The 12,640-nt window shown below is 61.0% G+C and carries 11 protein-coding genes; 7 read left to right on the top strand and 4 right to left on the bottom strand.

Going from position 1 to position 12,640, the window contains the following annotated elements:
• Positions 1-811 (bottom strand): LysR substrate-binding domain-containing protein (locus D8U60_RS17065; RefSeq protein ID WP_130900563.1); only part of this gene is annotated, 811 nt, incomplete at its 3' end.
• 109 nt (positions 812-920) lie between these two features.
• Between D8U60_RS17065 and D8U60_RS17060 the strand changes: the two genes are divergently transcribed.
• The 3 genes from D8U60_RS17060 to D8U60_RS17050 all read left to right on the top strand — a co-directional run bounded on the left by D8U60_RS17060 (position 921) and on the right by D8U60_RS17050 (position 4,156).
• The gene (locus D8U60_RS17060; protein WP_130900562.1) at positions 921-1,628 is read left to right on the top strand and encodes a haloacid dehalogenase type II; all 708 of its coding nucleotides are present in this window, start codon (positions 921-923) and stop codon (positions 1,626-1,628) included.
• Between the two features lie 11 nt (positions 1,629-1,639).
• Positions 1,640-2,413, top strand: coding sequence for an aldolase (locus D8U60_RS17055; RefSeq protein WP_122508342.1), 774 nt, complete (start codon positions 1,640-1,642; stop codon positions 2,411-2,413).
• A 174-nt stretch (positions 2,414-2,587) separates the two neighbouring features.
• Positions 2,588-4,156 (top strand): sensor domain-containing diguanylate cyclase, encoded by a 1,569-nt coding sequence (locus tag D8U60_RS17050; protein ID WP_130900561.1) that lies wholly within the window; start codon positions 2,588-2,590, stop codon positions 4,154-4,156.
• A gap of 159 nt (positions 4,157-4,315) precedes the next feature.
• On the opposite strand, the gene D8U60_RS17045 is transcribed toward D8U60_RS17050, so the two are convergent.
• Entirely contained in the window at positions 4,316-4,651 is a 336-nt protein-coding gene (locus D8U60_RS17045; RefSeq protein WP_016775424.1) for a hypothetical protein, read from the bottom strand.
• A gap of 189 nt (positions 4,652-4,840) precedes the next feature.
• Between D8U60_RS17045 and D8U60_RS17040 the strand changes: the two genes are divergently transcribed.
• The 4 genes from D8U60_RS17040 to D8U60_RS17025 all read left to right on the top strand — a co-directional run bounded on the left by D8U60_RS17040 (position 4,841) and on the right by D8U60_RS17025 (position 9,608).
• A complete protein-coding gene (locus D8U60_RS17040; protein ID WP_024013585.1) occupies positions 4,841-5,281 on the top strand; it encodes a carboxymuconolactone decarboxylase family protein in 441 nt (146 codons plus the stop codon).
• 244 nt (positions 5,282-5,525) lie between these two features.
• Positions 5,526-6,017 (top strand): sigma-70 family RNA polymerase sigma factor, encoded by a 492-nt coding sequence (locus D8U60_RS17035; protein WP_065615952.1) that lies wholly within the window; start codon positions 5,526-5,528, stop codon positions 6,015-6,017.
• Between the two features lie 88 nt (positions 6,018-6,105).
• The gene (locus D8U60_RS17030; protein WP_130900560.1) at positions 6,106-7,083 is read left to right on the top strand and encodes a FecR family protein; all 978 of its coding nucleotides are present in this window, start codon (positions 6,106-6,108) and stop codon (positions 7,081-7,083) included.
• A gap of 98 nt (positions 7,084-7,181) precedes the next feature.
• The gene (locus tag D8U60_RS17025; RefSeq protein ID WP_130900559.1) at positions 7,182-9,608 is read left to right on the top strand and encodes a TonB-dependent receptor; all 2,427 of its coding nucleotides are present in this window, start codon (positions 7,182-7,184) and stop codon (positions 9,606-9,608) included.
• A gap of 54 nt (positions 9,609-9,662) precedes the next feature.
• On the opposite strand, the gene D8U60_RS17020 is transcribed toward D8U60_RS17025, so the two are convergent.
• Together D8U60_RS17020 and D8U60_RS17015 are read right to left on the bottom strand one after the other, a co-directional pair.
• Positions 9,663-11,171, bottom strand: a complete 1,509-nt coding sequence (locus D8U60_RS17020; RefSeq protein WP_130900558.1) for a trypsin-like peptidase domain-containing protein — start codon at positions 11,169-11,171, stop codon at positions 9,663-9,665.
• Positions 11,172-11,264: 93 nt separating this feature from the next.
• Positions 11,265-12,416 carry an MFS transporter gene (locus D8U60_RS17015; RefSeq protein ID WP_130900557.1) on the bottom strand — a complete coding sequence of 384 codons (1,152 nt, stop codon included), beginning with the start codon at positions 12,414-12,416 and terminating at the stop codon, positions 11,265-11,267.
• Between the last annotated feature and the right edge of the window lie 224 nt (positions 12,417-12,640).

Genomic DNA, 12,640 nt, shown 5'->3' with positions numbered 1-12,640 from the left:
CCACCAGCCCCCGCTGCATCCCACTCAACACTCCCTCGCGGCTGACCAGCGCCAGTTCCGTCGGCGCCAACTCCGGCAGATCCCTACACACCTCATGCTCTGGCAATAGCGCCGAAACCGGCAAAACCGAAATCCCTAACCCAGACGCTACCGCCGCTTGAATCCCGGTCAGGCTATGGCTGCCGAACGCCACTCGCCATGGTCGCTGCGCCACATCGAGCAAGCGAATCGCCCGTTGTCGGTACAGGCAGCCCTGCGGAAACAGCGCCAGCGGCAGCACACCGCTGGAGGTGTCGAATTCGGTGCCTTTGACCCAGACCAGTCGTTCCGGCCAGGTGGCCCATGCCGGGCCGCTGTCGGGTTCGCGTTTGATCAGGGCAATGTCGATGTCGCCGGCGTCGAGGCGTTGGCGCAGGTCGAGGCTCATGCCGCTGATGGTTTCCAGGCGCGCTTGCGGATGGTTGCGGGTAAAACCGGCGAGGATCAGTGCCATGCGCCGGGCGTCGAAGTCTTCCGGCATGCCGATGCGCAGCACTTCCAGGTCGACGTCACTGGCCAGCGCTTGCGTGGCTTCGGCGGACAGCGCCAGCAACCGGCGCGCATAGTGGATCAGCAGTTCGCCGTGTTCGGTGACCGCGACGTTCACTCCGGTGCGGTCGCGCAGGAGTAGCGGGTGGCCGACCAGATCTTCGAGCTTGCGCACCTGCTGGCTGACCGTCGATTGCGTGCGGTGCACACGTTCGGCTGCGCGGGTGAAGCTGCCTTCGTCGACCACGCAGACAAAGGTTTTCAGCAATTCCAGATCCAGCATGGCGGCGTTCCTGATAGTTGATTTGCGAATGACAATCGGGTGTTTATTTAATTTCACACTATCACCGCACGCTCATAAGCTGAAGTCCTCACTCTGGAGGAATCGACCGATGACCTTGAACAACGCGCCACGCCCGCAATGGCTGACCTTCGATTGCTACGGCACGCTGATTCAGTGGGATGAAGGGCTGAAAGCCGTGGTCGAGAAACTGCTCAGCGACAAGGGCGAGCACGCAGTCGACGCCACTAAGTTGATCGAAGTCTACGACCGTCACGAGCACCGTCTCGAACAAACGCCGCCGCACCGTTCCTTTCGCGAACTGAGCACCCTCGGCCTGCAACTGGCGCTGGCAGAATTGGGCTTGCCGAGCCAGCCCGAGGACAGTCAACGCCTGGCGGCGGCCATCCCGAACATGCCGCCATTTGTCGAAGTGATCGACACCCTCGCGCAGCTCAAAGCCATGGGCTTCAAGCTATGCATTGTCTCCAACACCGACGACGACATCATTGCCGGCAACGTTGCGCAGCTCGGCGGCCATATCGACCGGGTGATCACCGCGCAACAGGCCGGTGCCTACAAGCCGGCGCCGCGCCTGTTCGACTACGCTCATGAGCAATTGGGCGTGACCCGGGATGAAGTGGTGCACATCTGCGCCAGCCCGACGCTCGATCACACGGCGGCGCGGGACATGGGTTTTCGTTGCGTGTGGATCGATCGCGGCACGGGTCGTCAGTTGTTGCCGGACTATCGCCCCGACGCGATCCTGTCCAGCCTCGATCAAGTGCTGCCGCTGTTCAAATCCCTCGGCTGGACCTAAGGAGAATTGCCATGGCTCATATCTTGAGCGGCACTGGCAAAGCCAGACCCAGCGCAACGCTGCACCTGGACACCGAGGCGATCATCACCGCCCGCAACGAACTTGCTGCGTGCTTTCAACTGGCCGCATTGCATGGTCTGGAGGAGGGCATCTGCAATCACTTTTCGGCGATGCTGCCGGGGCATGATGATCTGTTTCTGGTCAATCCATACGGCTACGCTTTTTCGGAAGTGACAGCGCAGAATCTGCTGGTCTGTGACTTCGCCGGCAATGTGGTCGCTGGCGATGGCGAGCCCGAAGCAACTGCGTTCTACATCCACGCGCGCCTGCACAAACAACTGCCACGGGTAAAAGTTGCGTTCCATACGCACATGCCCCACGCCACCGCGTTGTGCCTGTTGCAAGGCCCGCCGCTGCTGTGGCTGGGGCAGACCGCGCTGAAATTTTACGGGCGCACAGCGGTGGACGAGGATTACAACGGCCTCGCACTGGACGCATCCGAAGGCGACCGCATCGCCAGCGTCATGGGCGATGCCGACATTCTCTTTCTGAAAAACCACGGTGTGATTGTCGCCGCGCCGACCATTGCCGAAGCCTGGGACGATCTGTATTACCTGGAACGCGCCGCGCAGGTGCAGCTGCTGGCGATGGCAACCCAACGTGAATTGAAACCGGTGCCCCATGCGATTGCGCAGCGCGCCTATGAACAGATGCGTGAAGGCGATGCGCAAAGTGCCCGCGCGCACCTGACCAGCGCGATGCGGCGGCTGGCCCTGCACAACTGATTAACCGTAAAGAAGCAATCGTAAATAAATCGACGAAAAGCGATCATCCAAACTCGCGACGCGCCGATAACTGGGCGGGAGGCGGGCGTTTGCCCGGTACATCCCGGTGGGCTACGCTCACACATACAAGGGTTTCGGGCTCGCGCCCCTGTCGTACCTGCCCAGGACATGCTTTTGCCAATCCCCATTCACGATCCGCATCAGGCTCCCGGCACGCTCAAACGGTTGCCGCTTCGCAAAGCGGCGGTGCTGTTTATCGTTGCGGTGAGCCTGTGCCTGTGCGGTCTGCTGTACCTGCAATTGGAGCAGTCGCGGCGTCAGGATCTGGCGGTGGCGAAGATGGCCTCGGGCAACCTGACCCGGGCCATGGCGCAGCAGGCCGAAGACACTGTGCGTGCAGCGGATCTGGTGATGACCAGCCTGGTCGACTGGATTCAGGACGATGGTTATGGAGCGGCGCAGCGACCTCGGTTGCAACGGATCTTTGCCCGTCGCGCGCAGCAACTGGATCAGCTGCATGGCATCTTTCTCTTCGATCGCGAAGGGCAGTGGATCATCACCTCGTTCGCCGATCTGCCTCGTGGCAACGGCGTGGCTGATCGCGAGTATTTCAAGTTCCATCAGCAGAATGCTTCGACCGTTGCGCACATCGGCCCGGCGATTCGCAGCCGCGAAAACGGCGAGTGGATCATTCCGATTTCCAGACGCGTCAACGACCAGCTCGGCAACTTTCAGGGCGTACTGATGGCCGGCATCCGCATGTCCTACTTCGATCAGTTCTTCAAAAGCTTCAGCCTCGATGACAGCGGCATCATGTTTCTGGCGCTGACCGACGGCACCTTGCTGGCGCGACGGCCCTTCGATGAATCACTGATCAACACCTCGGTGGCCCACGGCGAGATCTATCAAACCCTGCTGCCGAACGCTAACGCTGGCACCGCGATGCTCAATTCAGTGGTAGACGGCGTGACCCGCTTGTATGGCTATCGCCAGCTCGCCTCGTATCCGCTGGTGGTCTCTGCGGCGACGTCGCAAGACACGATTCTGCAGGGCTGGTATGACCGCGCCTTTCAGTCCAGCGTGATTGTCGCGCTGGTGATTCTCGGGGTTGGCCTGTTCGGCTGGGTATTCATTCATCAGGTGCGCGACGGCGAGCGTATCGAGAAAAACCTGCGCAAGGCGCAACTGGCGCTGGAGCAGATCGCCACCCACGACAGCCTCACGGGACTTGCCAATCGGCGCTTGTTCGAGCGCTCGCTGGACATCGAGTTTGCTCGTGGCGCGCGCCAGGTCAGCCCGGTCAGCCTGATCATGCTCGATATCGATTTCTTCAAGCGCTACAACGACGCTTATGGTCATGTCGCCGGCGATCAATGCCTGGCGCAGGTGGCGCAAGTGGTGAAGGCCTGCTGCCAGCGCAAGTCGGATCTGGCGGTGCGTTACGGCGGCGAAGAATTTGCCGTGCTGCTGCCGGACACCGACATCAACGGCGCGCTGGCGATAGCCGGGCAGATTCGCCGCAGCGTGATCGACAAGCACATCATCCACAGCGGCTCGCCGACCGGTTATCTCACCGTGAGCCTGGGCTGTTATGCGTTTATTCCGCATGGCAACGACAGCCCGCAAGTGTTTATCCAGCGCGCGGACGCGGCGTTGTATCAGGCGAAAAATGCCGGACGCAATCGCGCGGCGGTGTATGCGCCGGAAGAAGGTTTTGCCGAACTGATGCGGTCGGATCGCTGATTCTTTCAATCAACAGAAATCAGAAGTGGGAGCGAGCCTGCTCGCGAATCGGTGTGTCAGCTTGCATCAAGGTTGGCTGACAGACCGCTTTAGCGAGCAGGCTCGCTCCCACATTGGGTCCTGATGTAAGCAGGACTATCTGGGATGGCTCTTGTTCGTTCAGCCGCCCGTGCCACCGCCCGCGCCACCCGTGCCGCCGCCGGCCGAACCGGTGCCACCGCCCGCGCCGGAACCCGAGCCACTGGCGCCGCCATTGGTACCCGTGCCGGTGCCCATACCCGAGCCAGTACCAGTGCCGGTGCCGTTATTGGTTCCGCCAGAACCGCTGCCACCCGATGGCGAGCCCGGGGTGTTGTCTGGCGGCATGGTCGAGCTGCTGGCGCCGCCGGACTTGGTGCCCGTCGCATCGGTGCTGTCATTGGCAGCGAAGCTGGCGGCGGACGCCGTGGCGAGCAGGCCGGCCAACAATAACGAAGTGAATTTGCGCGTCATCATGGTACGTCTCCTGATAAAGGGGATTACCTGATATTGGTCTTGCGCACTGAAACCTTGGTGCCCGTCGAGTGACGAGCGGTCAGTCGCCGCGCCAAGTGGCCTACCGTTCTTCTGCAATATTGGCTATTTGCCGAACCACCCCCGGGGACTAACGTAGCCACACATTCAATCGCTACCCCGGAGCCCACCATGCAATCTCGTGCCGATTTCTACACCGCTTCCCCCGATGCCATGAAAGCGATGATGGCGCTGGAAAATGCCGTCTCGAAACTGTCGCTGGAAAAGAGTCTGCTCGAACTGGTCAAGCTGCGCTCTTCACAGATCAACGGCTGCGCATTCTGCATCGACATGCACACCGCCGACGCGATCAAGGACGGCGAAACCCCGCGCCGCCTGTTCGCCGTGACGGCATGGCGGGAAGCGCCGTTCTTCAGCGAGCGTGAGCGTGCCGCGCTGCTGTGGACCGAGTCGCTGACACAACTGAGCCTGACCCACGCGCCGGACGAAGACTATGAAGTCGTCGCTGCGCAGTTTTCGCCGAAGGAACTGGTTGACCTGACGGTGGCGATCAACACCATCAACGGCTGGAATCGCCTGGCGGTGGGCTTCCGCAAACTACCGCAGGCTTAAGCTGCCCACAATCCCCTGTAGGAGCTGCCGAAGGCTGCGATCTTTTGATCTTGGCTTTTTATAAGCAAAGGCAAAAGATCGCAGCCTTCGGCAGCTCCTACAGAGGTATCTTCAGTGTGCTTGCGCACCCGGGGCTGTCGGTGCTTGCACCTTGCATCAAGAACACCATCACAGCGTGCATTGCTTTGTATTAATACGAAGCATTACTATTCACGCCCCTTTCTCACCACGCCGCCCATCCCCCATGCGCTCCCGCAGATCCGGCTTTTTCGAACATTACGAAGAGTTGATCGGCACCTGGACTCGTCGCCTGCGCAATCGCGCGCAGGCCGAGGATCTGGCGCACGACACCTTTGTGCGGGTGCTCGAGGCGGATTCGGCGGCGGTGCAGCAGCCGCGTGCGTATTTGCATCAGACCGCACGCAATATCGCCGTTGACGGTTATCGGCGGGAGGACCGCCGGGGCGTCATGGAGTCGGAGGCGGTCGATGACAGTGCGTCGTCGGCGGGCGATCCGGAGCATTACATGCACGCGATCCAGTTGGCCGATTCCATCGAACGCGCGCTCACCGAGCTGCCGCTCAACTGCCGCAAGATCTTTGTCTGGCAGAAGATCGAAGGCCTGACTCAGGCAGAAATCGCCGAACGCCTGGGGCTGTCCAAGAACATGGTCGAAAAGTATATGATCCGCACCCTGCGGCATCTGCGTGAGCGGCTGGATGGCTTGCAGTCATGATGACGTGTGACGTCGAAAAGATCGCAGCCTTCGGCAGCTCCTACAAGGGGGCGTGCCTGGTCTCAACCTCAGCCGGACAGAATATTCCATGATGGAGACGAGAGATTGCGCCTGTGGGCAAACGGCGGTGCGTTACGAAGCGGCGGCCTGGTTCGTGCGATTGCAGGAGCCGAATGTCAGCATCGAGCAACGGCAGCGCTTCGAGGCCTGGCTGAACGAGCATCCGCAGCACCGTGAAGAATTCCAGTTGCTGCAAGGCTTGTGGACGGCGGCTGATCTGCTGCCGACGTCGCGTCTTCAGGCGCTTGCGCAAACTCCCCGCCGCGAACGCCGGCCGATGCTGCGTTATGCCGTCGCCGCGAGTGTCCTCGCCGTGGCGCTGGGGCTTGGCCTGTTCAGTGGTTTGAATCATCCGGGCGCTTACCGCGCTGAATTCGTCACGGCGCCGGGCGAGCGCAAGCATGTGGCGTTGCCGGACGGTTCGCTGATCGATCTGAACAGTCGCAGCCGCTTGCAGGTGCGTTATGAGAAGGATCGACGGGTGATCGAATTGAGCGCGGGCGAGGCGATGTTCAGTGTTGAACACGACGCCTCGCGTCCGTTTATTGTCGAGGCCGGCAGCGGCAAGGTCACAGTCACCGGTACACGTTTCGATGTGCGCCGCGATGCCACGCAGACCCGCGTGGCGGTGGAGCAGGGCACGGTAAAGGTGCAGGGAAGTGCTGCCCCGGACAACCAATTCATCAATCTCACCGCAGGCCTCGGCACGGCGGTCGATGCCCAGGGCAAGGTCCTGCCGGCCTACGCGGTCAACCCGGCGGAACTGACCGCATGGCGCAACGGCAAACTGGTGTTCAACAACGCCAGCCTCGGCGAAGTAGCGGCGGAAGTATCGCGCTATCGCGACAAACCGCTGACCGTATCCCAGCCGAACGTGGCCAGCCTGCGCCTGACCAGCGTGTTCAAATCCGACGACACCGACGCCTTGCTCAAAGCCTTGCCGAGCATCCTGCCGGTGACGGTGCGCACCCTCGCCGATGGCAGTCAGGAAATAATTTCCAGATAGCATTCAGGTTTTTTCTCAGTTCATCGTCTTCCTGTTCAACTGCAACTGGTTTGCATTAACAGCCGCACACTCTTGCGATCCACAGGACTGCGTACGACGTGAACATCACCACAACCCACAATAAAAAATCCCCTTGGTTGCCACTGGCCTTGGCGCTGGCGGTCAGTGCCGCGATGCCATTGGCGTTTGCCGCTGAAGCCATTCATATTCGCGCGCAACCGCTGGGCCAGGCCTTGAGCGAGCTGGGCCAGCAAACCTCGCTGCAGGTGTTTTTCAGCCCCGAACTGGTGGCCGGCAAACAGGCGCCAGCGGTCGACGGCGACCTTTCGCCAGAGCAGGCTTTGCGGCAGCTGTTGCAGGGCAGCGGTCTCGATTATCAGATCAATGAAGGCTCGGTGACGCTCGCTCCAGCCGCCACCTCCGCAGCCAGCAACGGCCCGCTGGAGCTCGGCGTGACCGACATCAAAGTGGTCGGCGACTGGCTCGGTGACGCCGACGCGGCGGTGGTGCAGAACCACCCCGGCGCACGCACGGTGATTCGCCGCGAAGCGATGGTCGAGCAGGGCGCGATGAACGTCAGCGACGTGCTCAAACGCGTGCCCGGCGTGCAGGTGCAGGACTCCAATGGCACCGGCGGCAGTGATATTTCCCTCAACGTCGGCGTACGCGGTCTGACTTCGCGCCTGTCGCCACGCTCGACCGTGCTGATCGACGGCGTACCTGCCGCGTTTGCTCCGTACGGCCAGCCGCAACTGTCGATGGCGCCGATTTCCTCGGGCAATCTCGACAGCATCGACGTCGTGCGTGGCGCCGGTTCCGTGCGTTACGGGCCGCAGAACGTCGGCGGCGTGATCAACTTCGTGACCCGCGCGATCCCGGAGAAAACCACCGGCGAAATCGGCACCACCCTGGAAACCACGCAGTACGGCGGCTGGAAACACATCGACACCGCATTTCTTGGCGGCACCGCCGACAACGGCATGGGCGTCGCGCTGCTGTACTCCGGCGTCAACGGCCACGGCTATCGCGAGCGCAACAACGGTAACGACATCGACGACGTGCTGCTCAAGACGCACTGGGCGCCGACCGATCAGGACGACTTCAGCCTCAACTTCCACTACTACGACGCCAATGCCGACATGCCCGGCGGCCTGACCCAGCGTCAGTACGACGACAAACCGTACGAATCGGTGCGTGACTACGACCAGTTCACAGGCCGGCGCAAAGACGTGTCGTTCAAGTGGATCCGCCAGATCGACGAGCGCACTCAGGCAGAAATTCTCACCTATTACACCGACAGCTTTCGCGGCAGCACCATCGCCGCGCGCGATCAGCGCACCCTCAGCTCGTACCCGCGTTCCTACTACACCCTCGGCATCGAGCCGCGCGTGTCGCGGGTGTTCGATGTCGGCCCGACCACCCAGGAAGTCAGCGTCGGTTATCGCTATCTGAAAGAGGCGATGCACGAAGAGTCGAGTCGTCTGGCGCTGGTCAACAATCAGCCGGTGGTCACGCCAACCTCTGACGGCCATGTATTCCAGGATCGCACCGGTGGCACCGAGGCCAATTCGGTGTATGTCGACAACAAGATCGACGTCGGCAACTGGACCATCACCCCAGGCATTCGCTTCGAACACATCAGCACCGATTGGCACGACCGCGCCGTGCTCGACACCGCTGGCCGGCCGGTCCAGGAGAAAAACCGCAGCATCGAAAGCAATGAGCCGCTGCCGGCGCTGAGCGTGATGTATCACCTCTCCGATGCCTGGAAACTGTTCGCCAACTACGAAACCTCGTTCGGCAGCCTGCAATATTTCCAGCTCGGCCAGGGCGGTTCGGGTGACAGCACCGCCAACGGTCTGGAGCCGGAAAAGGCCAAGACCTACGAGATCGGCACGCGTTACAACGATGATGTCTGGGGCGGCGAGGTGACGCTGTTCTACATCGACTTCGATGACGAACTGCAATACATCAGCAACGACGTCGGCTGGACCAACCTCGGCGCGACCAAGCACCAGGGCATCGAAGCCTCGGCGCACTACGACATGGCCGCCCTCGATCCGCGCCTCGATGGTTTGACCGCCAACGCCGGTTTCACCTACACCCGCGCCACCTATGAAGGCGAGATCCCCGGCTTCAAGGGCCGCGATCTGCCGTTCTATTCGCGGCAGGTGGCCACGGTCGGTTTGCGTTACGAGATCAACCGCTGGACGTACAACATCGATGGCTTCGCCCAATCGAAACAGCGTTCGCCGGGCACCGGTGTGAATGCGGATGGCAGCTTCAATGGCAACTACATCACTGAAGGCACGGCGGACGGGCAGTACGGCGACATCCCGGGTTACGTGACCTGGAACGTGCGCGGCGGCTATGACTTTGGTCCGCAGGTGTCGAACCTCAAGCTCGGTGCCGGGGTGAAGAACGTCTTCGACAAGCAGTACTTCACCCGCTCCAGCGACAACAACTCGGGGATGTATGTCGGCGCACCGCGCACGTTCTTCGTGCAGGCCAGCGTCGGTTTCTAAGGCGCTGTTGTGGCTGAACCGGTTTCACACGGCTCAGCCACAACAGGCCTGAAGCTATTGAGGAATCAGAAAGTCGATGGTCGGTCCGGGATTCCCAGCCAGGTCTGCGCCTTTGAGGCAGACGTTCTGCTGGCCATTGGCAACGGAAACATGGAACACGCCCGTGGAGGGCGGTACGCGCTGGAATCCCTGCCCGTCATTGCAGTTGACGCTCCCGGGCTGCCCGGACTTGTATTGAAATTGAAAGGGATCCAGATCCGGTGAGACCGAAAAAACCCTGACATCGTAGTCATCGTCACCCACCCATTCGATTTTATAGGCCGGCGCCAACGGCGCTGGTGCTTCCAGCAACCACCGCCAATAGATGCTGGGGGTTTTTCCATCCGATTGTTTTGGCACGTCCGTAGGCCGCTGTTGGCCAATCAGGCAGAGAAAATATAGCCCCGCACCTTCTTTGAGTTCATGGCTCAACTGATTCTCGGAACCAGGGCGAGCGGTTTGTACCTGGCTATACCCAGCAAGCGACTGGCATTCGTCCAGCGTGCGCGTATAGCGATAGCGGTAGTAGGGAGCGCTCAATGCGAAGGTTTGCAGCCAATGCCATGGCACGACTTGTCCGTGCTCGTCACGCTCGACTCTGATGTAATCGCTGTTTTGCGATGATGTTGGAAAAGACCATGCCGCTCCCAGCGGGCAGTCACCCGGACGCGGGTCGAAACGTCCCTTGGTGAAGCAAGCATCCAGACCTTCGGTTGTGGAGGCGTAGTTGGTGGCAGTTCGCTTGTTGACCTGCCCGGCAATGACTTCGCAGGGGGCGCCCTTGTCACATCGATTACGGTCACTTCCGCGCGTGGTAGTGCCCAACACACCCACGACTTCATTGGTATAACGCGCAAGCAATGGTGAGCCGGATAATCCACTGACAACATCGAGACAACGGTTGCTCGATTGTCCTACCCATCGCCAAGGGCCTTCGATGACCGCTGCCGAATGTTCCTGTTTGCATGCCATTCGCTGAATGAAGCCGTTCACGGGCGCGCCGGTGATCAAAATGTTTTCTTCAGGGGGCAAGGGGGCATGCGCCAGTTTCAGAGGCTCAATACCGTCGCTGATCAACTGTTCCAGAGAGGTGGCAAGTTCAACGATAGAGATGTCTTGGCCACGTAGCGTGCTCCAGCCAATCCGGCCTACCGCATATGAGCGACTGCGCGGTTGCGTGTCGAAAAAATAATTGAACGTCACCCGACCCTTTGCAGGCTGATTGACGATGACCTCGTTATTGCCTATCTCCGGATGTGTGCAGTGTCCGGAGGTCAGCACATAAGCCGGATTCGACACAGTACCGGGTTCTCGTGTGTCAATGAGTGTACCGGAGCAGGTCATGCCACCTTCAACTTCGACACGGCCAATGGCTTGCCAATGCGCATAACGTCCGTCGGCATTGGCCAGCCGCTCAGCGGGAGCAAAGTTGGCTGCGCCTTCGCCCCAGTCGTATCGATTGACGGAGGCGCATCCCTGGAGAAGAGCGATAAGTGCAACAGCCGATCCAATTCGAATGTTCATGACAGATTTCCATTTCCGCGGGGCTGGAAATCACCATGATTCAAAGGGTCGAAGCCTGTCTAGTGTCAAACCTGACAGGTGTCGCGCTAATCTTCATACTTTCAATGTCTTACCGCCGATGGCCACCGCGACCAACAGCACCGCCATCAGGCCAAAGGCAAAACTCAGGCTGCTGGCATGCGCGACAAAACCGATCACCGCCGGCCCGGCGAGAATCCCGGCATAACCCAGCGTGGTAATCGCCGGCACCGCGATGCTTTCCGGCATCACCGTCTGCTTGCCCACTGCCGTGTACAGCACCGGCACGATGTTCGAGCAACCGGCGCCGACAAGTGCATAACCGAGCAGCGCCGCTTGCCAGCTCGGCGCGAAGGTGGCGAGAAACAGTCCCGCCGCCGCCAACAGCCCGCCGAACAGAATGATCCGCGTCGCACCGAGCTTGCGCACGATGCGATCACCGAGCAGACGGCCGACGGTCATGGTCAGGGCAAACGCTGCGTAACCCAGGCCTGCGTATGCCGTGTCGATCCCGCGTTCCTGAGCGAGGAACACTGCGCTCCAGTCCAGCGCCGCGCCTTCGGTGAGGAACACGATGAAGCACATGCCGCCGATGAACAGCACGATGCCATGGGGAATGGCGAACGCCGGGCCGGAGCTTTCGCTGCCGTAGGGCAACATGTGCGGCACGCACTTGAGCAAGGCGCCGATCAGCAACACGACGACGACCAGCATCGCTGCCAGCGGTGTCAGGCCGAGGCCGAGCAGGGCGCTGACGCCCGCCGCACCAACAATGCCGCCGAGGCTGAACAAACCGTGGAAACCCGACATCATGTGCTTGCCGCTGGCGCGCTCGACGATCACTGCTTGCAGGTTCACCGTCGAATCCACCGTGCCGAGGCCGGCACCGAACATGAACAGCGTGGCGATCAGCGCCGGGATCGAGGACACCGTCGCCAGCAACGGCAGCGCCGCGCAGATCAGCAAGGTGCCGCCGGTGGCCACACGTCGGCAGCCGAAGCGCGTGGCGAGAATCCCCGCCAGCGGCATCGCCAGAATCGAGCCGACACCCAGGCACAGCAGCAGTAATCCCAGCGTGCCCTCATCCAGCCCGGCCCGCGCCTTGGCATACGGCACCAGCGGCGCCCACGCGGCGATGCCGAGGCCGGCAATGAAAAAGGCAACGCGCGTGGACATCTGTTCCAGGCGTCCGGGGACGAAGGTGTCTTGGGGGTTGAGGCTGGTCATATCGATCCTTGGCAAAAAAACAACTGCATCCCGAGTGACATTCTGACGGCGTTGAGGTTCGATCTCAGGCCTTTCGGGGCATAACGGTGAACATCCTACCCTGTGGGAGCGAGCCTGCTCGCGAAAGCGGTGGGTCAAATATGGAATTGTCGACTGACGCACCGCCTTCGCGAGCAGGCTCGCTCCCACACTGGTTTGCGGTTTACAGTCGGATTTTCGCCAGC

This window comes from Pseudomonas sp. Sample_11, assembly GCF_004307505.1.
GTDB lineage: Bacteria > Pseudomonadota > Gammaproteobacteria > Pseudomonadales > Pseudomonadaceae > Aquipseudomonas > Aquipseudomonas atacamensis.
Note: the sequence above shows the minus strand (reverse complement) of the source record. Positions and strands in the feature narration are given on the sequence as shown.